A 26800-nucleotide genomic window follows, 5' to 3' on the forward strand; every position below is an offset into this window, starting at 1 on the left:
AATTAAATTGTTTTTTTTTGTTATCTTCATGCTATGGAAAAGTTGATACCCCTATTAATTGCATTAGCAATCTTTGGTTTTAAGTCATATCAGAACTATATGAAAGAGCAAGAGGCTGCGTTAAAAAGAAGAAAGGCGAATGCCCCTATTCCTAGCAAAAGCAAAACAGAACCATCTGCATATCAACCCTCTCAGAAAGAAAAGAATGTGGTTACCCCACCACCTTTTTACTCAGAAAAAATAAAAGACACAAACGAAATTCAGCGATTTAAAAAAGAAAGAGAAGAGCAACGTTTAGCTTTGAATAAAAAAAATAAGTTAACTCAATCTTTACAAAAAGAACCTACAGTAACAGAGGATTTTGATTTAAGAAAGGCAGTCATAATGTCTATCATTCTTGATAGACCCTACAAATAATGCCATTAATCTATTGTGAAGCTATCTGCATCCTGTAAAAAAGGAAAAGATTTTCTTGCTTCATGAAGATCTTTGGGATGAATAGTAAATGTATACAGATCTTCATCTTCAGGTTTATAATAAACCACATCTCCTACGGGAGAAATACACATAGAACCACCTGAATAATAAATATCATTACCATCGTGACCTACACGATTAACACCAATAACAAAAGCTTGATTTTCTATAGCACGGGCTGGAATTAAGGTTCTCCAATGAGCAGAACGTTTATCTGGCCAGTTTGCAGTATATATCAATAAATCATAAGCGCCACCAATATTTCTTGACCATACCGGAAAGCGTATATCATAACAAATCATAGGACATATATTCCAACCTCTGATGTTTACAATAATACGTTCTCGTCCAGCTGTAAAATAGAGGTCTTCTTTTGCCATTGCAAACAAATGTCTTTTATCATATTTTACGTAAGTTCCATCTGGAGACATCCAGACAAAACGATTAAAGTATTTCCCGTCTTCTGTTATAATCAATGAACCTGCTATCACACAATTTAAACTTTGGGACATGTGGAACAGCCACTGCATGGTTTTACCATCACTTGGTTCTGCACACTTCTCTACATTATTTGTAAATCCGGTGTTGAACATTTCAGGCAAAATAATAAGATCCGTTTTTTCTCTTAAATTCGAGAGTTTAAGCGCGAGATTACTCAAGTTCTTATCGACATTTTCCCAAAAGATATATGCTTGAAAGATTGTTACTTTTAACGGTTCCATTGTAGTTGTTTCGTAAATTATGATGACCTAAGTCTACAAATTAAGAATTTTTTAAATAAATAAAGATTAAATAGACAATTAATAGCTATTACTATTGTTCCCTGATGAGGAGTTGAGTCGATAATGTTATTAACGTCTCTTTCTTGTGATTTGGTATATTAATCGCCGATAATCTTTCAAATGCACGTTGTGTATATGCATCTTTTAATTTGTCTGCATATTCTTTAATGTTATAGCTTTGGTATAGTGATAACATATCAAGCAATTTGTCTGGATTATCTTGGATTGTTGCGTTTAATAAATTCTGAAGCCTTGGAAGATCCTCTTCCTTTATAATTTCCATTAATTTGACCAACAGATAGGTCTTTTTATTAATTAGAATATCTCCTCCAATCTGTTTACCAAAAGTTTCAGGATTACCATAAGCATCTAGGACATCATCTTGAAGCTGGAAAGCTATTCCTATATATTCTCCAAATTCATAAATTAATTTTTGATCACTAAGATTTGCTTCGGCCAATATTGCCCCCATCTGTAGTGCACCTCCTAACAGTACTGAAGTTTTAAGCCTAATCATCTCAATATATTGATCCATACTAATTTTATCAGTATGTTCATAATCCATATCCAGTTGTTGGCCTTCACAGACTTGCATAGCAACTCTATTAAAAGTTTTAAGGAGATCTGCTATATAAAGCGGATTGCTATTAGCCAATTCATCATAAGCTTTTACTAATAATCCATCTCCTGAAAGGATAGCGACATTTAAATCCCATTTCTCATGAACGGTTGCTTTCCCTCTTCGTAGAGGTGCTTTATCCATAACGTCATCATGAACTAAAGAAAAGTTATGAAAATATTCGATCGATTTTGCAGCGGGTAAAGCATCTGTGATTTCCCCAATATCAAACATTTCAGCGGCAACTAATGTCAAGGCCGGTCTAATACGTTTACCACCTAAACTTAAAAAATAGCGAATTGGATCGTAAAGATTAGTCGGTTGATTCGGAAATTGACTGTTTTGAATCGAGTCAGAGATTAGTTTTTGTAAATGCTGCATAGTATCTAGTCATCTTCTCCTAATGATACGCGAAGATAACAATTATAAAAACAAACTTTTACTAAGTACCGTTGAAAACAGTTTAATTCATTTCAAATAGTATATATCTCCTACACCTACTTTCTTAGTGAGAAAAAGATAAAATATTTAAAGTTAATGAATCGTGAGCAGATAGATACCTTACCTAGGATCGATTATATTTGTTGTTACTGCACTGGAATTAAAATTGCACATAAAACAAATTTATCTAAGTTTGTAAAAAAGCAAGCATATATGCGCATTCTAATCATCCATACTTTTTATCAAGGGCCAGGAGGTGAAGACACCGTTTTCAAACAAGAAAGTGAATTACTCGCTATAGATCATGATGTGGAGACGCTTACCTTTCAAAATAAAAAAGGATGGAAAGGTGCTTTGCAAACACTTTTTTCTTTTTGGAATATTGCAGCGGCTTATCGCGTACGAAAGTGCATTAATAATTTTAAACCTCAGGTTGTCCATATTCATAATACACATTATGCAAGTGGTCCTATCATTGTAAGAACAATTCACAAATTGGGCGTTCCACTCATCATGACCTTGCACAACTTTCGTATTCTTTGCCCTTCTGCTATATTATATCATAATCAGCAGCTATTCCTTTCCAGTTTAAAAGAAAATTTTCCATGGACAGCCATTAAAAAGAAAGTACTAGACGGATCTACTGTCAAGACTTTTGTGCTTGCATTGAACTATTGGTTTCATAGACGAATTGGAACATGGAATATGGTAGATCGATATATAGCTTTATCAAGTTTTGCGAAAAAACTATTTATAGATTCAACCTTACATGTTCCTGCACAAAAATTTACGATCAAACCAAACTTTACCTTTCCTATTAAAGATACAATCGATGCTCAGGAAGACTATTTTATATATATCGGAAGACTTACAGAAGAAAAAGGTATCGTAAATCTATTGAAAGTATTTTCAAAAACAGATAGCAAGATCATCATTATAGGTGACGGACCTTTAAAACAAACAGTAGTCGATACTGCAAATCGTCATGCCAATATAAAATATATGGGTTTTAGAACCCGTGATGAAATACTGCCATTAGTTGAAAAAGCCGAAGCATTGCTCGTGCCCTCAGTATGGTTTGAGGGCATGCCAATGACGATCTTAGAGGCTTTCTCGGTCGGAACCCCAGTGATCGGCAGTGATATCGGGGCTTTAAGTGAATTAATTATCCCAGATAAGACAGGATTACTATTTAACCCACAAAGTGTGGATAATATGTTAAAAACTGTACAGCAATGGAAAAATTACAGTATTAAAGAAAAATATAACATTAGACAAACAACAAAAGAGTTCTATTTTAGTAATTTTACTCCAGAAGAGAATAAAAAGAAATTGCTTGAAATATATAATGAAGCAATTGAAGATAACATAAAACGATCTTAAAATGAGTATTATAATTTTAGATAAGTTAAATATTGCGCCAGCTATCCAGGAAGCATTAGAAACTGTTTATGATCCAGAATTAAAACCGGCAAATATTGTCGATTTAGGATTGGTATATGAAATCATAACCAAAGAAAATGGAACCGCTAAGATAGTGATGACATTAACTGCGCCAGGATGTCCAGTTGCTGGTCAGATCATGGATGAGGTACAAAGTAAGGTTGCTGCTGTACCTGGTGTTACAGAGGCTCTTGTTGAGCTAACATTCGATCCACCGTGGACAAGGGATATGATGAGCGAAGAAGCAAAATTAGAATTAGGCTTCTTGTAGTGGTAAAAAAGGGAATCTATAATAGATTCCCTTTTTTTATAATGTTTGACCAGACTCCAGATCACTTAGTCTTTTGACTTTTTTTGGTTTAATTTCATCCTTACCGAATAATTTTGTCCATAGATTACGGGATTCTTTTGTTAACAGTGGTGATACAATTGACAGAATCAACACATACACAACGACAAACGACTGGATAACAGGCAATAACCCTCCTGCCTTACCGATATTGGCCATGATAATGGAAAACTCACCTCGAGCAGATAATGTAAATCCGATATCAAAAGCTGTTTTATTCTTCATTCCTGAGAACCTTGCCGCAAAGTATCCTGAAGCCAAATTACCGAGGATAGTAACCAGAGCAGCAATTGAGGCCCATAATACCGCACCGCCCAAGGATAGTATATCTATTGATAAACCAAAGCTAAAAAAGAACATTGCTCCAAAAAAATCTTTATAAGGCAATACCATCGCTTCAATCTTCTTAATATATTGCGAATCTGCCAAAACTAATCCTGCCATTAATGCTCCAATGGCTTCCGCAACGTGAATAGTTTCAGAAAATCCAGCTGTTATAAATAGTAGTGCAAAGATAACAAGGACAAATAGCTCAGAAGATTTAACCTGCAATAGCTTATCAATTGCAGGAACTAGCTTTCTTCCCAGAATTAGAAATGTTAAAATAAATCCCAATGCTAGCAATGAAGTTCCGGCAACAGTCCAAAAGGAACTACTTCCCGTTAGAATCAATCCCGAAAGGAAAGAAATATGCATGGCAATAAATAAATCATCAAACATAATCATTCCCATAATCACTTCTGTTTCAGGATTTGCAGTTCGTTTCAAATCTGTCAATACCTTTGCTACAATGGCTGTGGAAGAACTTGTCATAATACCACAAAGTACCATCATCTCTTTAAATGGCAGATCCATCATCCATCCAATGAGTAACCCAGACACAAAATTGAGTAAAACATACACTGTTCCACCTGTCACGATTGATTTTCCGGACTTAATTAATCGGCCAACCGAGAATTCCAGTCCGAGATAAAACAAAAGAAAAAGTACGCCTAAGCGCCCCATAAAATCAATAAACGGTTTACTTTCCGTAAATGTCAGGTCTATATGACCAATTTGGGGAGCATGCTGGCCCAACACCATACCTATCAATATAAAAAATGGAATAACTGAAAACTTTAACTTATTGGCGATTAAACCAACAAATGCGACAAGGCCTACTGCGATTCCAATTTCTAAAATAAGTGTGTGTGATGGCATATATATTTATTTAGTTTACAATGTTTACAATAATATCTCTTTCAATAATTTAATATTATTCTTTTTTCCGGCAATAACTAAGGTAGTCCCTGGACTAATCATATAATCAGGTCCTGGATTAATAACCGTATTATCACCTAGTATTCCAGCTATAATAGATGCTCCTGTACGTTGACGAACCTCCAATTCGCCAATCGTTTTATTGGCTCCTTCAAATTTGCCTTCAACTTTATACCATTCAATTCTTAAATCATCTAAAGCGACTTCAATTGTTTCTAAAGCTTTAGGCTTATAGGACAATCCTCCGATAATACCGGCAACCTGTCTTGATTCCTCATCGCTTAAGGTCATGACACAGCGAGACTCACTCTCTTCCTCATCATAACGATATAATTCTCTTCGACCATCGTCATGAATAACCACGACCATATTGTCTCCAGCTTCAGTTTCAATTTGATACTTTTTTCCAATACCAATAAGATCCGACTCTCTTACAATAGACATATTTTTTTGCTTTATTATAAAACTTAATTTTTCAATAGCTGAAGTAAAAAGGCATACTATACAGCTTTATACAAACTTAACCAAAAATCCAGTCATAATAGAATTTATATGACGTGACCATCGGATTAATTCAAATACAGATACAATGAAGTCCTTGTACACAGGTCTTCCTTAAGTTAAGAAAAGATGCGGTATTTTTTATCTTTTCTTGATTTTTATTTTGCTTCAATCACTGTAAAACTTCTATCAAACTGCATGTTAGGCTTTCCTATTGCTATACTTGTGGCATGATAAAAAAGATAGATCCAATCGTTTGCAGCTCCATTTTCCCAGTACTCCTGACGTAACTTTCTTGACAAATGTCCATCATAGTCATATTTTGCGCTATGATTTTGAAAGATCATCTCTGGTTCCGGAAGGACGTCTCCTCCAAAAAAATAATGATCTTTTCCATTATTAATGTGGAAGGTCTGATGATGTTGGGTATGGCCGCCACTTAAACAATATTCAACTTCTTCATTAACTTTACCATCTCCTTCAACAAGATTCAGATTACCGCTCCTTTGCACAACATCAAAAATTTCAGTACGGTAAGAGCTATTGATTCCGGAATAAGCATCTTCCCATTCACCTCGCTGCACTATATATTCTGCTTCGGGAAATGCAATCCTTCCGACCTGATCAGTGAAACTCACCATACCACCAGCATGATCTTTATGCAAGTGTGACATCAATACATACTTCACATCTTTGGGAGAATAACCTAATTTTTCAATATTTTCATAGAGAAGTAGTTTCCCTTCACTGTTTGTTAATCCAAGTCCAGTATCACATAAAACCAATCCATTTGTGGTCTCGATTAGAAACGGATGCACTTGAATAAACATAGAAACTGGACGATCATTTTTACTATCAACAGCAGGGTCAAAGGGAATAAATTTTTTAGAAACATCGACCGAAAATGAGCCTTCGAATAAGGAATATGCTTGTAACATCTTTAATTTATTGGAAACTTGCGTGTTAGACACAACGCTATGATTACCCTAGTGTATAATTAGGTTAGTCAATAGACAAAACGTATATTTACACATAATTACGATGCAAAGATATGCAAAAAAGGTGGGTACTAAAATCTAAAAGTGAGGTCAAAAAAGTTAATCAATTAGGCAATGAACTTGGTATTAATCCAGTATTAGCAGAATTGTTAGTCAGTAGAAATATTGAGACTTTTGATACTTCAAAACAGTTTTTTAGACCTTCTCTAGACCAACTGCACAATCCATTCTTAATGCAAGATATGGAAAAAGCCATTGCGCGAATTACGACCGCAATCGGCCAGAATGAAAAGATCTTAATTTATGGAGATTATGATGTAGATGGCACTACTGCTGTAGCTGTTGTGTATAGTTTTTTTCGAGAGTTTCACTCGCGCATTGAATTCTATATTCCTGATCGTTATGCTGAAGGATATGGTATCTCTACACAAGGTATAGATTATGCTGCAGAAAACGGTTTCTCATTGATCATTGCACTTGATTGTGGTATAAAAGCAAACGATAAAGTTGACTATGCCAATTCTAAGAATATCGACTTCATTATTGGTGATCACCATTTACCTGGAGATGAACTTCCAAAAGCATTTGCTGTACTTGATCCAAAAAGAAAAGACTGTGCTTATCCATACAAAGAATTATCGGGCTGCGGTATAGGATTTAAACTTATCCAAGCCTTTATCATGAAAAATGATATGTCTTTGGATATTTGCTATCAATTTTTAGATCTTGTTGCGGTAAGTATTGCATCGGATATTGTACCTATAACTGGAGAAAATAGAATTCTGACGCATTTCGGACTCATTAAATTAAATACTAACCCTTGTTGCGGTCTTCAAGCACTTGTTGATTTATCCACCAATAAAACAAAGACATTCACAGTAAATGATATTGTTTTTCAAATAGGTCCGCGGATCAATGCTTCTGGTCGTATTGATCATGCTAAAGATGCGGTAAAATTATTAATATCAAAATCACTGCAAGAAGCAAAAGATTTTAGTATCAATATTGACGATCAAAATAATGTTCGTAAAGATTTTGACCTTAGAATAACAGAAGAAGCTCTAGCGATTATAGATCAAAATGACTCGCTAAAAACACGAAAATCAACTGTGCTCTATAAATCAGATTGGCATAAAGGTGTTATCGGCATTGTGGCATCAAGGTTGACTGAAAAATATTATAGACCAACGATTATTCTGACCGAAACCAATGGTCATATCGCAGGTTCCTGTAGATCTGTAATCGGGTTTGATTTATATGAAGCCTTAAGTGAATGTAGCGATCTATTAGATCAATTTGGAGGGCATAAATATGCAGCAGGGTTGACGATGCAGATCGGAAATATCAAATTATTTCAGGATCGTTTCGAAGAGGTTGTTTCTAAACTCATTACTCCTCAGATGTTAATACAAGAGATCTTGATTGATACTAAACTGAACCTGCAAGATATTGATGCCAAATTTCACCGCATTCTGAGTCAATTTGAACCATTCGGGCCTCAAAACGAAAGCCCCATTTTCCTTAGTCAAAAAGTTAGTTTAATCGGACCTGCCTATTTAGTAGGATCGAATCACTTAAAAATGACCATCAAACAAGAAAACTCTCCTTCTTTTGATTGCATTGGTTTTGGATTATCTGAACATATACAGGCTATTAATAGTGGTAAGCCATTTGACATCTGTTATAGCATAGAAGAAAATGTATGGCGAGGCAAAAAGAATTTGCAATTAAATATAAAAGGAATCCGATATTAAATATATTTGTACTTATCAGATTGTTTTTTTGAGTTAAAACACGAATCAAATGATACTAAGAGCAGAACATCTCATCAAAAAATATAAGCAACGCACTGTTGTAAACGATGTTTCTTTCCAGGTAGAGCAAGGGGAAATTGTTGGTCTTCTAGGACCCAACGGTGCGGGAAAGACGACTTCTTTTTATATGATTGTTGGATTAATAAAACCTAATGAGGGTCATGTTTATTTAGACGATCAAGAAATCACACAGGATGCCATGTACCAGCGTGCTCAAAAAGGAATCGGTTATCTTGCCCAAGAAGCTTCGATTTTTAGAAAACTATCGGTTGAACACAACATATTATCTGTACTGGAGATCCATTATCCAAATAAAAAGGAACGCTTAGAAAAACTGGAAGAACTTTTAACCGAATTTAGCTTGCACCGTGTCCGTAAAAACAGAGGTGATCTTCTTTCCGGTGGAGAAAGACGTCGTACGGAGATCGCGAGAGCATTAGCGGCAAACCCATCTTTTATCTTGTTAGATGAACCTTTTGCGGGTGTCGATCCAATCGCGGTGGAAGAAATTCAAACAATTGTTGCAAAGCTAAAAACACGTAATATTGGAATTTTAATTACCGATCATAACGTACAAGAAACGTTATCCATTACAGATAGGGCCTACTTATTGACAGAAGGTAAAATTATGCTTGCTGGAACTCCTGAAGAAATTGCCAGTAATGAAATGGCTCGTACATTCTATTTAGGCCAACATTTTGAACTCCGTCGCAAAAAGATTATTATTTAACGTTAATTCTACCTTTATATGGCAATATTAGACTCCCTACTTACTTGGTTCATGAAAAAACGGATTCATCAGATTGAATTATTCATGAAATATCCACACGATGTACAAGAAGAATGGTTTCAAAGTTTAATATCATCAGCCGAAGCAACAGAATGGGGAAAAAAATACGATTACAATAGTATTTTAACGCCTGAGGAATTTAAAAACAGAGTTCCAATTCAAGATTACAATTCATTGAAGCCTTATATCGATCGGATGATCAAAGGCGAGCAAAATATACTATGGCCATCTGACATCAAGTGGTTCGCCAAATCTTCGGGAACAACTTCAGACCGTAGCAAATTTATTCCAGTCAGTGAAGAGTCTTTAACAGAATGTCACTTTCAGGGTGGGAAAGATATGTTGACAATTTACTTCAACAATAAACCCGAAAGCCAGATTTTCTGTGGAAAATCGGTCGTATTAGGAGGGAGTTCTCAGATTAACAGTTTTAGTTCAGACTCTTATTATGGTGATTTATCTTCTATTCTGTTGCGAAATCTCCCTTTTTGGGCTGAATTTAAGCGTACGCCAAATTTAGAAGTCACTTTACTTCCTGATTTTGAGGAAAAAATAGAAAAGGTGGCCAATATCACCATCCATGAGAATGTTACCAATCTAGCTGGTGTTCCAACATGGAATATTGTTCTTGCAAAAAAGATATTGGAAATCACTGGTAAGAATAATTTGCTGGAAGTCTGGCCTAATCTAGAATTTTATACACATGGTGGCGTAAGTTTCAAACCTTATCGCGAACAGTTTAAAAAACTGATTCCTTCTGATAATATGTATTATTTAGAAAATTATAATGCATCAGAAGGATACTTTGCTCTTCAAGATCTGCCCGACTCAGAAGAATTATTATTAATGCTTGACTACGGCATTTATTACGAATTCTTACCGATCGAAAATTTATATGATGAGAATCCGCAAACATTAGGATTGCACCAAGTAGAATTAAATAAAAATTATGCTTTGATCATTTCGACCAATGCTGGTTTATGGCGGTACATGATCGGTGATACCATCAAATTTGTCACGCTATCCCCATACCGTATTCAAATAACAGGACGGACAAAACAATTCATCAATACCTTTGGCGAAGAACTTATCGTCGATAATGCAGAGGATGCTATAAAGAAGGCTAGTGAAAGTACACATGCAATTGTAAAAGATTATACTGCTGGACCGATTTACTTTAAAGAAGGTGAAGCTGGAGCTCATGAATGGATTATTGAATTTGAACAACAACCTGATAATTTTGAAACGTTTTGTAAGATACTGGATCAAACATTGAGAGAGATCAATTCGGATTATGATGCTAAACGTTATAAAAATATGGCATTACAATTTCCGGTTATTCACAATGCCCCTGCATACACATTCTTTCAATGGATGAAATCAAAGGGTAAGCTTGGTGGACAAAATAAAGTACCGCGACTGTCGAATAATCGTGATTACCTTGAGCCTATATTGGACATAATAAAGAAGTAATGTACCTTAAAAGTTTATAGGGAAAGATTTTAATAAAAAATGAGATTGATCAGTTTATGAGCAATCTCATTTCAATTTTTAGTACCTACTAAATTTGAAAAATAATAAAATACCCTAGGGTTTGATAGCCGTTTTATAAAGAAAAACAAAAAAGCCTAAAATAAAATTTAGTGAAAATCCTTTTTTCTCCACAGCTGTGTTTTGATCAAATTCTAATTCATCATTTTCCAATGCATTGTTTTTACTGTTTAATCGGTGCATGGTTTTTAATCGTTTAGTTTGTTTTTTATTAGTGAATATCTGTTTAGAAGTGTTAGCCCTTTTTAAAACCTACCACTTTTGATGGTAGATTAGTGTTTCCGTTAATCCAAATAACATGCCACTTTACAATTTTTGTATTAATTCATCTAAAATTAACACAGAATGAAGAGAAAGGTAACAAAACAACTAAAAACGCCTAAAAAATGATAATTCATACTTGTCAAAATGATTATCTGTCCATAAAATAAAACGTAGGATCCTAAAAAATAGACAAATTTACTGTGTAATAATAAATTCTGTTCACACAGAATAATATTTGATAAACAAGAGGTTTATCATTCAAATTCGTGGTTTTTTTCATACTTTAGCATTTGTAATTAAAATACAATGAGCGCGACAGAAAATTATTCAATTCGCGTAGAGCCCACACAACAATCGAGACTCTCGCAAGTAGATTTTAACAATCTAAAATTTGGAAAAATATTATCCGACCATATGTTGGTCGCTACCTATGAAGATGGAGCATGGACTGATGTCAGTATTGTGCCTTATGGTGATATTAATGTAAGCCCTTCTATGTCGGCTTTACATTATGGCCAAGCAATCTTTGAAGGTATTAAAGCATACAAATTTCAAGATGGAACTATTAGTATTTTCCGTCCTGACAAGAACTGGGAAAGATTCAATACTTCTGCAGCCCGTCTGGAGATGCCAGAAGTTCCTGAAGAAATCTTTTTAGGTGGATTAAAAAAATTATTAGCCACCGATAACAAATGGATTCCAAATGCTCCAGGAACATCTTTATATATCCGTCCGTTTATGTTCGGTACTGAAGCGGCTTTAGGAGTACACCCTTCTAATTCCTACAAATTTATAATTATCACCAGCCCTGTAGGTGCTTACTATAGCAATCCTTTAAAATTAAAGGTAGAAACACATTATACCCGTGCAGCAGAAGGCGGAGTAGGTTTCTCAAAAAATGCAGGTAACTATGCATTGTCATTGTACCCTACTCGTTTGGCAAATGATGAAGGTTTTGATCAATTGATGTGGACGGATGCTTCAGAACATAAATATATTGAAGAAGCTGGAACAGCCAACCTAATATTCCGTATCGGTGACAGTATTATTACTCCTCACGGTGATACGATCCTACATGGTGTAACAAGACGTACAATTATGGAACTGGCGGCAAGCTGGGGATATAAAACTGAGCAGCGCAGAGTATCTGTCAAAGAACTTATTGATGGAATCAAAGCAGGAATTGTAACAGATGCATTTGCTGCTGGTACAGCTGCAACATTAACACCAATTGCCACTATTGGTTATGAAGGTGAATTGTTTCAATTACCTCCTGTAGAAGGTCGCGATTTCTCTAAAAAAGTATTAACCTATTTAGATGATCTTCGATATGGCAGAATTGCTGACGAATTTGGATGGAATTTGATTGTGAAATAATTATATTTCATTTCATATAAAAGGGCTTGATTACCATTGTAATCAAGCCCTTTTTATGTTATCAACAGAGTTATTAACATAATGTGGATAACTCTGTTGATATCGTATAAAATTATGATTGAATATAATCTATAATCTGTTTTTTATCCTTAGGATCAAACCAGACTGTATCTTTATCTTTCTTAAACCAAGTAAGTTGCCTTTTAGCATACCTTCGTGAGTTTTGCTTAATTTTATCTATTGCTACTTCCCAAGATACTTTCTCATCTAAGAAATCGAAAAGCTCAGAATAACCGACAGTCATCAAAGCAGGCTTATGTTTATAAGATAGTAAAGATCTTACCTCATCCAATAAGCCATCCTGCACCATCAAATCGACACGCATATTAATGCGTTCATATAAAGTTGTCCGGTCCATTGTAAGTCCAATCGTCATGATCTTAAAAGGTCTAACTGCTTTTGTATGCTGAAGAAAGTTAGAAAATGGTAATCCAGTAGTTTCAAATACTTCCAGGGCTCGAATTACCCGTTGAACATTTGAAATATCTACCTGATCATAATAAACAGGATCGACTTCTTTTAAATAAGCTTGAAGTGGCACAATTCCCTCGTTATCAAACCTGTTGTTTAACCGTTCTCTTGTTTCCGGAAGGGCCTTAGGTAAATTATCCAAACCTTCACATACTGCTCTCACAAATAAACCAGATCCGCCAACCATAATGACTATATCCTTTTTTTTGAACAGCGAGCTTATTGTTTCTAATGCCTCTCTTTCAAAATCACCGGCAGAATAATCCTCTTCTATAGAATGTGAATTAATAAAATGATGAGGCGCCTGACCTAATTCAGATGCAGTAGGTTTGGCCGTACCAATACTCATTTCACGGTAAAACTGTCTTGAATCGGCTGAAATAATCTCCGTATCAAAATATTGAGCAAGCTCAATTGCCATAGCAGTCTTACCTACTGCAGTAGGCCCTACTATAGCAATTAAAGTTTTATTATGTTGATCTGTGGTGCCTAACATTAATATTCGTCAAACGAACCACTACTTTCCTCTTCAGACTTTTCTCCACTTTCTTCTTCATCATCCCCGTCAAACAAATCGAATTCTTCGTCATCATCAACGCCATATTGCGTCTCATCTACCAAAACTTCATCTTCTTCATCGTCATCCAAAGGATCTGCAACAGGAAAATTCGCTGCTGCTAAAGATTTTGGTGCTTGACCCACCGTTTTAAAAACAGTAGGATAAGTTTTGCCTTCCTCTTCTTTTAAAATTTTGATCAATTCCACATGAAATTCATAAGGTCTATCAAAATTATAGATGTAATAAAACTTTTGGTGAGGATCGTCAATAAACTTACTTAAACGAATATTTTCCATTAGTAAAACACCATCTGAAATTTTACGAGCAGTTGGTAAAAGAGCAATTTCAGTTCCTTTTTTCCATTGATCGTTACTAACATAAAAGGAAGATGAACGGTCAGCTTCATAAGCAGTTGTCTTATGAATAGCCTCATGTAATTCTAAGAAAGTTTGTTTCGAAAGCATATCGATTTCTCTATACACATCCTCATAATCTTCAAAAGTGATTCTGAATCTATAAATAGCCATTTCTAATATTCGTTTTGTTTGTTAACAAGATGAGCTTCAATAAGAATTGAAGCGATTAAAGATACTTTTTTTATTTAACTGTTGTATTCAAATCCCATGCCTTTCTAATAGTCAAGCCCAAATCTTGAGCTTTGTTGACCATAAAATGATATGCGTCCATCTTAGCATTAGGAATCTCACCTTCTAAGATCGCTTCTCGGATTGCATTTTTTATTTTCCCAACTTCACGACCTGGCCCAATACCAAAAACTTCCATAATATCTTCCCCAGAAATTGGAGGTTGCCAATTTCGGATCTGATCACGTTCTTCAACATCTTTTAGTTTTTGCTTGACCAATTCGAAATTCTGACGATATTTCTTCTTTTTATATTCATTTTTTGTTGTTACATCGGCATGGCACAATTGCATCAATGCATCAATATCATCACCGGCCTCAAATAACAAACGACGTACAGCAGAATCAGTAACAATATCTTGAGCCAGTACAATTGGTCTTAGATGTAATAAAACTAGTTTCTGAACAAACTTCATCTTCTCATTCAATGGAAGTTTTAACTCAGCAAATAATTTAGGAACCATTCGTGCCCCTTTATCTTCATGACCATGAAAGGTCCATCCTAGTTTTTTATCAAATCTTTTTGTGGGAGGTTTTGCAATATCGTGCATAATAGCAGCCCATCTTAACCACAGATCATCTGTTGTTTCACAGACATTATCCAAAACTTCCAGCGTATGGTAAAAATTATCTTTATGTCCTTTCCCATCGATGATTTCTACACCGTATAAGTTTTGCATTGCAGGAAAAACCAAAGCCAATAACCCTGTATCAAATAAGTATTTAAATCCAATAGAGGGTTTCTCTGACAAGATAATCTTATTAATTTCGTCAGTGATGCGCTCTTTTGATATAATACGAATACGATCTTTGGTATCTGTGATCGCTTGAATCGCCTTTGTATCAATCTTAAAGTTCAATTGTGTAGCGAAACGAATAGCACGCATCATACGCAAAGGATCATCGGAAAATGTCACGATTGGATCTAATGGTGTACGTATAGTACGTAATTCAATATCCCCTACCCCATCAAATGGATCAAGCAACTCACCATAATTATCCTTATTCAGTGAATATGCCATAGCATTGATGGTAAAATCACGTCGATTTTGATCATCAACTAAAGTTCCATCTTCAACAATTGGTTTTCTGGAATTAGCACGGTAAGATTCTTTACGAGCTCCTACAAATTCCACATTTAATCCTTCAAAAACTAACATTGCTGTTCCAAAACTTTTGTAAACAGCAACTTTAGTTTTCAATTTATTTCCTAAAGCTGTAGCAAACTCAATTCCACTTCCAACAACAACAATATCCACATCATTTTTAAAAGGCCGGCCCATAATATGATCGCGTACATAACCGCCAATGACGTAGCACTCCGTATTTGTTGTTTCGGCTAACTCTTTAATGATTGGGAAAATAGGATGTTGTAAATTATCACTCATAGCATGAATCTAGGTCCTTAAAAAAACACTAGGATGCAAAAGTAAGGAATTTATTATAAAATAGATATTAGTCTTGCGATATAAGCGCACAAGACTAATAATATTACTTCTTTATATTTAATCGCGATCGCGAGAAAGCTTGCGGAAAGCTAGTGGATTTTGAGATAGCTCTGCTTGTTCACGACGACGTTTTACAATGTGAACTGCCTGAAATATAGCTTCCATGAAAGACTCATGAGCAGCAACATTTTGTCCAGCAATATCATAACCCGTTCCATGATCTGGAGAAGTACGAACAATCGGCAAACCTGCAGTAAAATTTACACCATTACGATTTGCAATATGTTTAAAAGGAATCAATCCTTGATCATGGTACATGGCTAATACCGCATCAAATTTTTCGTAAGCATGATTAGCAAAAAAACCATCTGCAGGATATGGCCCAAAACACAATATTCCTTTTTCTTTTGCTTTTTCTATCGTTGGTCGGATAATCATATCATCTTCAACACCAATAACACCATTATCCCCTGCATGTGGATTTAATCCGAGTACAGCAATTTTAGGTTTCTGAATCCAAAAGTCTTTTTTAAGACTCTCATTCATTAGCTCCAATTTATTTAAAATTGCTGCTTCTGTAATATGATCGGAAACATCTTTTACAGGTATATGGCCTGTAACAACACCCACCCGCAACTCATCACAGATCATAAACATCAACACATCATCCGCATTTGTTTTTTCCTGCAAATACTCCGTATGTCCTGGAAAATGAAATCCTTCCTGCTGGATATTATGTTTATTTATAGGGGCAGTGACTAAAGCATCTATCTTTCCTGCATTTAGATCTTCAACCGCTTTTTCTAATGAAATAAAAGCATATTTACCACCGATCTCATTTTCTTCGCCTAAAGTTATCTTGACATCCTCCTGCCAGCAATTAATCATGTTAGCCCGTTTAGGATTTGCCTGCTCAGGATCATTGATGACATTAAAACTAAAATCACTGACACCTAATGCTTTTCTATGAAATGACGCAACTTTTGTATTACCGTAAACAATCGGAGTGAAAAATTCTAAAACACGATTGTCCAATAATGATTTTATAATTACTTCCAATCCGATACCATTGATATCGCCTACTGTAATACCTATTTTTAATTTGTCAGCCATAGTAAAAAATGAAATTATTGACTCAAAAGTAATTAAAATTATATGAAATAGTCAAGCATCACTTTAATTTCCAATTCATATAAACCACCTTCAAGAGAAACAGATGATAAATTGCCACTCATTTACCTTACCTGTTTATTATCCTCCACAAGTTAACTATATTTGTACCAAATTCGAGCATATATGAGTACAGTAAGAGCCAAGAAACATTTAGGACAACATTTTTTGAATGATAAAAATGCGGCAAAAAAAATAGTTGATGCTTTGGATCCAAAATTAGGATTCACGCAGGTGCTTGAAGTCGGTCCTGGAATGGGTGTTCTTTCCGATTTTCTTCTACAAAATGATGCTTACGAAACATGGATGATCGATGTGGATGATGAATCTATTGAATTTTTAGCAGATAAATATCCGCAGCTGGAACACCGTCTGATTCATGGCGACTTTTTAAACTTGGATTTTTCACAACATTTTGGCGAAAAGATGGCCGTTATCGGCAATTTCCCTTATAATATTTCTTCTCAGATTTTATTTAAAATATTGGATGAACGCAACCGTGTTGTGCAGATGACCGGTATGTTTCAAAAGGAAGTTGCAGAACGGTGTACAGCAAAGGCTGGTAGTAAGGAATATGGTATTTTAAGCGTTTTCTTACAAGCTTATTACCATGTAGAATATTTGTTCACTGTAAAGGCTGGTGCATTTAATCCCCCACCAAAGGTACTTTCTGGTGTCATTCGGATGACCAGAAATGATCGCACAGCACTTGCGTGTGATGAGAAATTATTCTGGAGAGTTGTAAAATCTGGTTTCAACCAAAGACGCAAGACCTTAAGAAACTCGCTGTCGGCGGTAGTTACAAAAGATAAAATGTCGGACAATCCATTATATGAATTACGCGCTGAGCGATTAACGGTTAATGACTTTATCGTTCTAACAAACGAAATTGCGAATGCCTAAGATCTAGCTCCATGAAACGCTTTACCATTATCGGAGGTGGTGTTGCTGGTTTGACTGCAGCCATTGGCCTTAACAAAATTGGTATACAAGCCACTATCTTTGAAAGTGCGAAGGCATTAAAAGGTATTGGAGCTGGTTTTGGTTTAGCGGCCAATGCCATTCAGGCATTAGAATACTTGGAACTTAAAGCAGGTGTCATCCCCCTAGGTCATTATTTAGAAAACTATAATATTCTGGATAAGCAGGGAAGGATTCTTGCAGCTCCCGAAACCAAAACCATTAGTGACAAGTATGAACAGGATAATTTTGCTATACACCGTGCAGATTTACATCAGTTTCTACTCGCACAAATTGAATATGAAAACTTACATCTTGGAAAAAGAGCTCTTAAAATAGAATACCGAGAAGGAGAAATTGACATCTTTTTTGAAGATGGGACCATACATCAAACGGACTATCTGATTATTGCTGACGGTGTTAATTCTCGATTAAGACAACAATTGATTCCTAGTTCAGCACCGCGCTATGCAGGTTATACCTGTTGGCGTGCAACCATTGATAATGCTAATATAAACCTAAGCACTGGTTCAGAAACATGGGGGAACAAAGGACGCTTTGGCATGACTCCTCTTGTTGGAAACAAGATTTATTGGTATGCTTGTATAAATTCTCCCGCTCATAACAAAGTATTCAGTCGTTACACAATCAAGGATCTGCAACAAAACTTTGCGTCTTATCATGATCCGATTACAAGCGTCCTTGCTGAAACAAATGACCAGCAATTGATCTGGAATGATATCATTGATATTAAACCTCTAAAAAATCTAGCTTTCGGTAATATCTTATTTATTGGCGATGCAGGACATGCAACAACCCCCAATATGGGTCAGGGTGCGTGTCAGGCAATTGAAGATGTAGCCGTATTGATAGACGAATTAAAGAAAACGACAGATGTTGCTCTTGCTTTTCAAATATTTGAAAAAAGAAGGTTAAAAAGAACACGTTATATTACAGAAACATCATGGTCTATCGGAAAGGTCGCACAATGGGAGAATCCGATTAGTATTATCATCCGAGATACATTGATGCGCATATTACCTGAAGAAGTTAAGCAGTACAAGCTAAAAAAACTGCTAAGTGTTGATTTCATGAAATTGTAATTATATTGAATCGCATAAACCATTATGTGTCTTCTGTTTATGATCACTTCATTGCCACTAAACTATAATTTATTTAATGTAAATAAATAATCATTATGAAAACAAAAGTATTAATCGTTGATGACGCGCATGCAGTGCTTACTCAAAAATTGGATCAAGCTGGAATTACCTACGATTACAAACCTGAGTTCACCCGCGCAGATGCTGAAAAATACATTTCTGATTATACTGGATTAATCATAAGATCTAAATTTCAAGTCGATCAGCACTTTATAGATTTAGCAAATAATCTCCAATTTATAGCACGTTGCGGAGCTGGTATGGATAATATTGATGAGGCTTATGCACAATCAAAAGGAATTGAACTCATAAGTGCAAATGAAGGAAACTGTGATGCCGTTGGTGAACATATGATCGGTATGTTGCTTTCTCTTATGAATCATCTTAACAGAGCCAATCAGGAAATTAAGACCGGTTTATGGCGTCGTGAGGCCAACCGTGGCTTTGAGTTACAAGGTCGAACTGTTGCCATTATTGGTTATGGTCACAATGGACAGGCTATGGCCAAGAAACTCTCCGGCTTTGGTGTAAAAGTAATTGCATATGACAAGTACAAAACTGGCTTTTCAGATCAATTCGCAAAGGAAGTCTCCATGGAAGAAGTTGTCAAACATGCAGATGTACTTAGTTTTCACATTCCGCTAACCAAAGAGACAAAAGGACTTATCAACGAAGAATATTTATATCATTTTCGCAAACCCATATTTTTCCTTTTAGGAGCTCGTGGTGGTATTGTTCAAATTCCTGCTGTATTAAAGGCAATGGATGAAGGAAAAATCATAGGAGCTGCTTTTGATGTCCTTCCCGTAGAGAATTTTCCTGCCCTTAAAGAGCAATCTTGGTTTTCAGATCTAACAAGTAGAGACAATGTTATTTTAAGTCCTCATGTTGCAGGATGGACATTTGAAAGTTATTATAAATTATCTGATGTAGTTGCGGATAAGATCATCTCTTTTTTGAACAAGTAATCATCTTAAAATAAAATCACACAAAATTTTTAATAAACACAACGATTAAAAATTGGAGCACGAGACTTACATCAAGTAAATAAGCATAATGATAGTGTTCATTTGTTCTGAAAACAATAAATCTTAAAATGAGGTAAATAATTGTGTTCGTAAAAAGAAGACCAATTTTTATGATCAGTAAATAAGGAGCACATAAAATCAAGAGACTATGTATGCACAGTAATATGTAGCATAGGCTCTTTGCTCTCCCCTCTCCAAGCATATTGGGCAATGTTCGGAGATGATAATAAGAATCCTGCTTGATATCACGAATGTCAAATGGCAACGTACAGATAATCAAGAAAACGAACTTTAAACCAGCGAGGTAATACAATAAATGCAAGTTTACCGGAATAGCATTACTGTAAAGCTCTATATAGGGAAGAAAAACACTGCTTAATACCCATACCAATGCAATATGAAAAATTTTCATTGCCGGAATTTGTCTTAATCCCCCCCATCGATCTTTTAAAGGAATAATAGGAAGACTATACAATACGCTGACCAATCCAATAACACCTAAGAAAAAGATAGAGTAAACGTGGATATGAAAAAGACACCATAGGCAAATACCTGTTGCTATAAATGTGTTGATCCATAAAATACTTTCATATTTAAAAACCCACCTTGTACGGGCATAAATTGATTGTTCCGGATATTGTGGTTTAGATAAAATCAAGCTAAAATTGTAAAGCGCAAGTGTAGCCGCTCCCTCAATTAATGCGATATAACCATTAATCTCCTGATCAAGTATAATGTACGTCAACACACACTGCGAAGCTGCCGCCAATGCAATTAATATATTGCTAAAAATTAAAAAATAGTACATTTTTTTTAATACATCCATATAGATCAATCTATTATATCATGAGCAATATAACAATAGTGTTATAAAAAAGTTAAATTTCAAATTATAAATTTTATAAATTGGCAATTGTCTCAAAAAAAACTAAATTAGCTGATTCCAAATGAACTTGTTTAATCAACCAAATAAGTTTAAGGGATTGAATTTAATAAAACCAAAATATGAGTCTACAAATCAAATCATTTGAAGAATATCAAGACGTTTATAAAAAAAGTGTAGAAAGTCCGGAAACTTTCTGGGGAGAGATAGCGGAAAACTTTTTTTGGAAAAGAAAATGGACAAATGTTCTGAATTGGAATTTTACAGAGCCTAATGTAAAATGGTTCGAAGGTGGAAAATTAAATATTACAGAAAATTGCCTTGACCGCCATATCTATAATTTAGGGGATAAACCTGCGATTATTTGGGAACCAAATGATCCAAATGAATCGCATCGTATTTTATCTTACAAACAACTTTTACAGAAAGTTGAGCAATTTGCCAACGTTCTAAAAAATAACAATATCCGCAAAGGAGATCGTGTATGTATTTATTTACCAATGGTTCCCGAATTGGTTATTGCGACTTTAGCCTGTGCACGTATCGGTGCTATTCACAACGTAGTCTTCGGAGGTTTTTCCGCACAATCTATCGCTGACCGTATCAATGATGCGGCCTGTAAAGTAGTAGTGACTTCTGATGGTAGCTACCGTGGTCCAAAAGTATTAGAATTAAAGAGCATTGTTGATGATGCATTAATGCAATGTGATTCTGTTGAAAAAGTTATTGTATTAACAAGAACACGTACACCAGTCTCCATGATTAAAGGTCGTGATGTATGGTGGGAAGATGAAATTAAGAAAGTAGAAACACAAGGAAATCCAGCTTGTCCCGCAGAAGAAATGGATTCAGAAGACACATTATTTATCTTGTATACTTCTGGTTCTACAGGCAAACCAAAGGGTGTTGTCCATACCACTGGTGGCTATATGGTCTATACTGGTTATACTTTTGCAAACGTATTTCAATATCAGCAAGGTGAAGTATACTTCTGTACTGCAGATATTGGTTGGATTACAGGTCACTCCTACATTGTTTATGGACCTCTTTCGCAGGGAGCTACTTCATTAATGTTTGAAGGTACACCAACCTATCCTGACGCTGGCCGTTTATGGGATATCGTTGATAAATATAAAGTCAATATTTTATATACAGCACCAACAGCTATCCGTTCACTGATGGCTTTTGGAGACTCATTTATTGATGGAAAAGACTTGAGCAGTATCCGCAAACTGGGATCTGTTGGTGAGCCTATCAATGAGGAAGCTTGGCACTGGTATAATAACAAAGTCGGTAAAGGAAAAGCTCCAATTGTTGATACTTGGTGGCAAACTGAAAATGGCGGAATCTTAATCGCTCCTATGGCTGGTATTTCACCAACTATACCAGGATATGCGATGTTACCATTACCAGGGGTTCAGCCTGCACTTATGGACGAGAATGGAAAAGAAATTGAAGGAAATGATGTTTCCGGAAATTTATGTATCAAATTCCCATGGCCAGGTATGTTACGCACCACTTGGGGAGATCATGAGCGTTGCCGTCAGACCTATTTTGCAACTTATGAAAATATGTATTTCACAGGTGATGGCTGTTATAGAAACCCTGAGGGTTATTACAAAATCACAGGTCGTGTGGATGATGTATTAAACGTATCTGGACACCGCATCGGAACTGCTGAAGTAGAAAATGCAATCAATATGCACTCTGATGTTGTAGAATCAGCTATTGTTGGTTATCCGCACCCCGTAAAAGGACAAGGTATCTATGCTTACGTTATTGCCAATCATCATATTGATGAAGAAAGTACACGTAAAGATATCATGCAGACGATTACAAGATTAATTGGTGCTATCGCTAAACCAGATATCATCCAATTTGTATCTGATCTTCCTAAGACACGTTCTGGAAAAATCATGCGTCGCATTCTTAGAAAAATTGCAGAGGGTGAAAGATCCAATTTGGGAGACACTTCCACCCTTCAAGATCCAGCTGTCGTTGAAGCGATCATTGAAGGTGCAGAAAAGATGAATAAGTAATTATATTATATTTCTAACTGAAGAAGCCTGCGCCTGCGCAGGCTTCTTTGCTTTCTATTTGCTAAGAAACCATTTGGCAAAATCATCAATCTTGTCCTTATTGATAATTAATTGTTGCTCCAGCGGATAATCTAGGTCTAGTTTAAAGTTTTTATCTGCTCGCAATTCATACCCTTTTACTATGCTTCGAGCCACTAGCTCCCATCTCGATATTTGATAATATTCGTTAACATCAAGCCTTTCAATCAGATATTTTAAAGTATGACTATCAAGAATTGGAGTGGTATTAGGATTGCGCTCATAGATCGTATTCATACCATTATTATTACATATCATCACGATATCCAGATCCAATAGCCGAATATCTTTTCCCTCACGAATGGTAATAACTGGATTTTCATCATAAATATCATGCGTAAGGTTTTTAGATTCATTCTCTTGGAAAACAACCCTATCACTTAAATCCTTTTCAACTTGAAATTTTAAAGAACTTTTAATCGTTAGCATATATTCAGTATATAATGATATTAGGCTATAGAACAACGTATAAATTAACGATAGCCATAAAAAGAAGGGAAATTGCATTATATTCTGTGTAATCCGAAATAAACTTCTCTCCGTCATTTGTAAATAAAGATGATCCATCACTTGCAAGAAAAGGATTGAGGGTAAGAATGCAAATAAAATCTGGACGAGTAACCGTAACAGAAATTCATTTTTCCAAGATTGCTTTTTATCAAAATATGCTGTTACCTGTACTGTCCAATAAACCATCAACGACAGAAAAATAAAAGTCCAAAAAAAATCGATATAGAAATGAGGGCTGGCCAGAGAATATTTTAAAACATTCCATCCTTCACCTATTTGATGCCCTATATAAGCATTAAAAAAAGAAAAAATCAAAACCCATATTGTTCTCGATTTCCAGTGATCATCCGAGAGATCACAAAGTTCGTCCGTATTTTCATTATTCTTTATTACTTCCATAATAGGTCTGTTTGTTTAACTGGCTAGTTAATTAACACTGATATTAACCTCTATTTTATTAAAAATAAGTTAAAAAAGCAAATATTTTCAATATTCTTCAAGTTTTTCCATGTTTTTCTATCACCAAAATGAATAAATACCAAAAAATATGGAAAAAGATGAAGCTTGCTGTTCTTTTGTTTTCAAGCAATGTAAAATAATAGAAACTAGGATCAGTAATGGTCTGAATAAAAAAATGATGATATGCTATTAAAAAAATGGCGAACGTACCGATGCTAAATGCACTCCGTTTTCCCGACGGAGCGCTCTAGATATCTTCGGTATGTTCGAAGAGGATCGGTTGGGGTATCTAGAGCAAATTAAAAAAGGGACGCGGGTACAGTGATAAAGTGCAAAAAGAAACACAGGGCAGGCCGCACCAAGGATGTGCCGCTGCGCAACAGGTTATGGATAGGTAAAAATGAATCAAGATGAAAAGTCTAAGAACAGCAAACAAAACAATCAAATCACTTGGCCAATCAATATGGTCAGTATTCTTGTCCCTCTGGACGAAGCTATCTTGGCGGTTTATGCTTCAGTTCAGGTGCCGTCAAGTTCTTTTGTTCAAAGAACAATACAGTCCCCCTATCTGTCTATCCTTGGCCCTAAAGAGAGTCACTGACAGAATATTGTATCCCCGTAAATTCGCACTATTCCGGCCTGAACAGCCGAAGATTTCAGTCAATGGTCAACCGCATTACGGGGAGAAATGCATGACCGATACGGAACCCTCGATCGCATAGCTGTGAGGCAAAACCGACATGCAACCAATAACAAATATTATATAAACTTAAAAGAACTGCTCATGAGCACTTTAAAAATAAACCGGTTACGTACCGGTATCATATTATCTTTCTTATTATTAATCGGTACATTTTTCGTCGTAAAGGCGATGGACAAGAAAGAAGTGGTTAAAACTGTTACAGTAAAAAAATTAACCACCACGACGTGGTTGTCGGTTGATGCATCAAATGCTTCCAATCCAAGCAACCCAAGTAATAGTGACCAAAATGTCACAGCACAATTATCGTCGAGCCCATCAGCTCCTTGCACACAACCTTCTGGTGAACTATGTGCTAGGCAATTGACATACGACGAAAATGATACAGCAATCCAAAATCTTTTGGAGAGAGTGGAGGCAGGTGATGATATTCCAACCATTCAGGATTTTATCACAGCTGGTGCTACTGCGGGCGCAACATCACATAAACCTTAACATAGGGTTTAGAAAAGTGACCTTTCGCAATGCGAAAGGTCACTTTTTTTAACGTAAATTTTGTGGATAACCACCTACATTAATCGCTTCTTCTGGAAAAGGCCAGACATACCGTGGACTATTCGGTAATAGCTCGAACTCCTTACTAGCTATATTTCTTTTCAATATAGTAGCTGTCGCTGGATCTTTATTTAACCGGCGCAGATCTTCCCAACGTACACCTCTAAACAACAGCTCTTTCCGTCGTTCCTCTAATACACGATCTAAAAGTTCATCTTTATTTTGAATTGCTAAATCAATATAAGTCTCCTTTTTGTATCTATTTTTCAAAAGTAAATTTAAATCTTTCAATGCCTCATTAAGTTTGCCCAATCTTACCATACTTTCAGCACGTATCAGATATATTTCATCTAATGCAAGACCTGTAAATAGGAACCGATTACCAAAATAACTACCCCGATACCGCACTAAATTATTTCGATCCCGTTCAAAAAATAGTGTTTTTCTTAAATCAGTCGCTTCGTAACTGTCAAATAAATCTAAGCGTACAGCAAGATATTCACCACTGTAGGCAAGTGCGTCATAAGCCGTCATCGCAAATATCACCTCTTCATTTTCTATTCCATAAATGGGAAATGGATAAGCCTGAATCTTTAGATTATTATAATCCATCAATGCCCCACCCGCATCAATACAATCCGAAGCATAGTCAGATGCTGCCCTGTAATCTTCAATCTGAAAATTTATACGTGCCATTAGCGCTAATGCCGCCTGCCTATTTGGGCGAAATTTGACGATGGACTTTTCCGGTAAAAAATCTAACGCATTTTTAAGATCTGTAATAACCAAATCATAACAATCGTGGACAGATGATCGCGCCAACTTCATTGTTGGATCAGATTCCTTTCTTAAAGGTATTCCCAGATCAGATTTTGCACTAACGGTACTGTAAACGGGTGCATATAGCTGTAAGAGACAATAATAATTCCACGCACGGTGGAATAGGGCCATACCCTTTGCGTGATTCCACATCTCTACCTCTAGAGAAAGAGGAACTATCTTAGTTAAACCTTCTAACACTAAATTAGCCAACAAAATGCGCTGATATCCCATATCAAAATCAGTCGGTATTACAATTCCCCCCTCTCCTCCCTGATAGATTTTGGCATTCCATTCATAAGCATTCTTCTGATAATCAAAAGTTAGTCCCACTGGAAAAGTGCCATATACTGCAGTAGGTATTTCATACTCATCTGCACCAATAATTCCAAGTGTATGTGAACTTCGACTATTCACCGGGTTAATAAAGCTTGACGCATTATCCAATATAGCCATGTAATCCGCTACTGTATTCGGTACTTTTTGCCTCTGATTAGGTTTTATTTCCAAAAAGCTCTTACCGCAACCTTGCAGCAGTAATAATAATCCCACAAGGAACAATAAATTGTTTATATCTCGTTGTTTCATT

Annotated in this window: 24 protein-coding genes; 12 read left to right on the plus strand and 12 right to left on the minus strand. The window is 35.7% G+C overall.

What is annotated here, in order from left to right; all coding sequences use genetic code 11:
- Positions 1-99 precede the first annotated feature (99 nt).
- Positions 100-417, plus strand: a complete 318-nt coding sequence (locus FHR29_RS22210; RefSeq protein WP_132841177.1) for a hypothetical protein — start codon at positions 100-102, stop codon at positions 415-417.
- Between the two features lie 5 nt (positions 418-422).
- On the opposite strand, the gene FHR29_RS22215 is transcribed toward FHR29_RS22210, so the two are convergent.
- Positions 423-1199, minus strand: coding sequence for an amidohydrolase (locus FHR29_RS22215; protein ID WP_021190460.1), 777 nt, complete (start codon positions 1197-1199; stop codon positions 423-425).
- Between the two features lie 91 nt (positions 1200-1290).
- Positions 1291-2259: a polyprenyl synthetase family protein gene (locus tag FHR29_RS22220; protein WP_132841175.1), complete on the minus strand. Its 969-nt coding sequence runs from the start codon at positions 2257-2259 to the stop codon at positions 1291-1293.
- A gap of 273 nt (positions 2260-2532) precedes the next feature.
- Here FHR29_RS22220 and FHR29_RS22225 point away from each other — a divergent pair, with 273 nt between their 5' ends.
- Both FHR29_RS22225 and FHR29_RS22230 read left to right on the plus strand, forming a co-directional pair.
- On the plus strand, positions 2533-3702 hold the full coding sequence (locus FHR29_RS22225) for a glycosyltransferase family 4 protein (RefSeq protein WP_165902375.1): 1170 nt from the start codon (positions 2533-2535) through the stop codon (positions 3700-3702).
- Between the two features lies 1 nt (position 3703).
- Positions 3704-4033, plus strand: a complete 330-nt coding sequence (locus FHR29_RS22230; protein WP_021190454.1) for a metal-sulfur cluster assembly factor — start codon at positions 3704-3706, stop codon at positions 4031-4033.
- Between the two features lie 36 nt (positions 4034-4069).
- Here FHR29_RS22230 and FHR29_RS22235 read toward each other — a convergent pair whose 3' ends face one another.
- The 3 genes from FHR29_RS22235 to FHR29_RS22245 all read right to left on the minus strand — a co-directional run bounded on the left by FHR29_RS22235 (position 4070) and on the right by FHR29_RS22245 (position 6810).
- Positions 4070-5311: a cation:proton antiporter gene (locus tag FHR29_RS22235; protein WP_183917272.1), complete on the minus strand. Its 1242-nt coding sequence runs from the start codon at positions 5309-5311 to the stop codon at positions 4070-4072.
- A 24-nt stretch (positions 5312-5335) separates the two neighbouring features.
- Positions 5336-5815, minus strand: coding sequence for a cation:proton antiporter regulatory subunit (locus tag FHR29_RS22240; RefSeq protein WP_021190452.1), 480 nt, complete (start codon positions 5813-5815; stop codon positions 5336-5338).
- Positions 5816-6030: 215 nt separating this feature from the next.
- A complete protein-coding gene (locus tag FHR29_RS22245; RefSeq protein WP_183917274.1) occupies positions 6031-6810 on the minus strand; it encodes an MBL fold metallo-hydrolase in 780 nt (259 codons plus the stop codon).
- 113 nt (positions 6811-6923) lie between these two features.
- Between FHR29_RS22245 and recJ the strand changes: the two genes are divergently transcribed.
- From recJ to FHR29_RS22265, 4 genes are all read left to right on the plus strand, one after another.
- Positions 6924-8624 carry a single-stranded-DNA-specific exonuclease RecJ gene (gene recJ / locus FHR29_RS22250; RefSeq protein ID WP_021190450.1) on the plus strand — a complete coding sequence of 567 codons (1701 nt, stop codon included), beginning with the start codon at positions 6924-6926 and terminating at the stop codon, positions 8622-8624.
- 49 nt (positions 8625-8673) lie between these two features.
- A complete protein-coding gene (gene lptB, locus FHR29_RS22255) occupies positions 8674-9414 on the plus strand; it encodes an LPS export ABC transporter ATP-binding protein (protein WP_021190449.1) in 741 nt (246 codons plus the stop codon).
- Between the two features lie 18 nt (positions 9415-9432).
- Positions 9433-10947, plus strand: a complete 1515-nt coding sequence (locus FHR29_RS22260; protein WP_132841170.1) for a GH3 auxin-responsive promoter family protein — start codon at positions 9433-9435, stop codon at positions 10945-10947.
- 648 nt (positions 10948-11595) lie between these two features.
- Positions 11596-12666 carry a branched-chain amino acid aminotransferase gene (locus FHR29_RS22265; RefSeq protein ID WP_183917276.1) on the plus strand — a complete coding sequence of 357 codons (1071 nt, stop codon included), beginning with the start codon at positions 11596-11598 and terminating at the stop codon, positions 12664-12666.
- Between the two features lie 112 nt (positions 12667-12778).
- Here FHR29_RS22265 and miaA read toward each other — a convergent pair whose 3' ends face one another.
- The 4 genes from miaA to pdxA all read right to left on the minus strand — a co-directional run bounded on the left by miaA (position 12779) and on the right by pdxA (position 16960).
- Positions 12779-13693, minus strand: coding sequence for a tRNA (adenosine(37)-N6)-dimethylallyltransferase MiaA (gene miaA / locus FHR29_RS22270; RefSeq protein ID WP_183917278.1), 915 nt, complete (start codon positions 13691-13693; stop codon positions 12779-12781).
- On the minus strand, positions 13693-14283 hold the full coding sequence (locus FHR29_RS22275; protein ID WP_021190443.1) for an IS1096 element passenger TnpR family protein: 591 nt from the start codon (positions 14281-14283) through the stop codon (positions 13693-13695). The genes miaA and FHR29_RS22275 overlap by 1 nt, the downstream gene beginning before the upstream one ends.
- Positions 14284-14353: 70 nt before the next feature.
- Positions 14354-15787 (minus strand): CCA tRNA nucleotidyltransferase, encoded by a 1434-nt coding sequence (locus FHR29_RS22280; RefSeq protein ID WP_183917280.1) that lies wholly within the window; start codon positions 15785-15787, stop codon positions 14354-14356.
- Positions 15788-15904: 117 nt separating this feature from the next.
- A complete protein-coding gene (gene pdxA / locus FHR29_RS22285) occupies positions 15905-16960 on the minus strand; it encodes a 4-hydroxythreonine-4-phosphate dehydrogenase PdxA (RefSeq protein WP_132769118.1) in 1056 nt (351 codons plus the stop codon).
- Positions 16961-17143: 183 nt separating this feature from the next.
- On the opposite strand from pdxA, the gene rsmA reads away from it, so the two are divergent.
- From rsmA to FHR29_RS22300, 3 genes are all read left to right on the plus strand, one after another.
- Positions 17144-17920, plus strand: a complete 777-nt coding sequence (gene rsmA / locus FHR29_RS22290) for a 16S rRNA (adenine(1518)-N(6)/adenine(1519)-N(6))-dimethyltransferase RsmA (RefSeq protein WP_132769120.1) — start codon at positions 17144-17146, stop codon at positions 17918-17920.
- Positions 17921-17931: 11 nt separating this feature from the next.
- The gene (locus FHR29_RS22295; RefSeq protein WP_183917282.1) at positions 17932-19080 is read left to right on the plus strand and encodes an FAD-dependent monooxygenase; all 1149 of its coding nucleotides are present in this window, start codon (positions 17932-17934) and stop codon (positions 19078-19080) included.
- A gap of 95 nt (positions 19081-19175) precedes the next feature.
- Entirely contained in the window at positions 19176-20108 is a 933-nt protein-coding gene (locus tag FHR29_RS22300; protein WP_183917284.1) for an NAD(P)-dependent oxidoreductase, read from the plus strand.
- Between the two features lie 16 nt (positions 20109-20124).
- Here the strand turns inward: FHR29_RS22300 and FHR29_RS22305 are convergent, their stop codons facing one another.
- On the minus strand, positions 20125-20994 hold the full coding sequence (locus FHR29_RS22305; RefSeq protein ID WP_132841157.1) for a hypothetical protein: 870 nt from the start codon (positions 20992-20994) through the stop codon (positions 20125-20127).
- Positions 20995-21173: 179 nt separating this feature from the next.
- Here FHR29_RS22305 and acs point away from each other — a divergent pair, with 179 nt between their 5' ends.
- Positions 21174-23090, plus strand: coding sequence for an acetate--CoA ligase (gene acs / locus FHR29_RS22310; protein ID WP_132769128.1), 1917 nt, complete (start codon positions 21174-21176; stop codon positions 23088-23090).
- Between the two features lie 54 nt (positions 23091-23144).
- Here acs and FHR29_RS22315 read toward each other — a convergent pair whose 3' ends face one another.
- Positions 23145-24077 (minus strand): hypothetical protein, encoded by a 933-nt coding sequence (locus tag FHR29_RS22315; RefSeq protein ID WP_183917286.1) that lies wholly within the window; start codon positions 24075-24077, stop codon positions 23145-23147.
- 844 nt (positions 24078-24921) lie between these two features.
- On the opposite strand from FHR29_RS22315, the gene FHR29_RS22320 reads away from it, so the two are divergent.
- The gene (locus FHR29_RS22320; RefSeq protein WP_183917288.1) at positions 24922-25332 is read left to right on the plus strand and encodes a hypothetical protein; all 411 of its coding nucleotides are present in this window, start codon (positions 24922-24924) and stop codon (positions 25330-25332) included.
- A gap of 48 nt (positions 25333-25380) precedes the next feature.
- Here FHR29_RS22320 and FHR29_RS22325 read toward each other — a convergent pair whose 3' ends face one another.
- The gene (locus FHR29_RS22325; protein ID WP_183917290.1) at positions 25381-26799 is read right to left on the minus strand and encodes a RagB/SusD family nutrient uptake outer membrane protein; all 1419 of its coding nucleotides are present in this window, start codon (positions 26797-26799) and stop codon (positions 25381-25383) included.
- Position 26800: the final 1 nt, after the last annotated feature.

It is taken from the genome of Sphingobacterium sp. JUb56 (genome assembly GCF_014191365.1).
GTDB classification, from domain to species: domain Bacteria; phylum Bacteroidota; class Bacteroidia; order Sphingobacteriales; family Sphingobacteriaceae; genus Sphingobacterium; species Sphingobacterium anhuiense.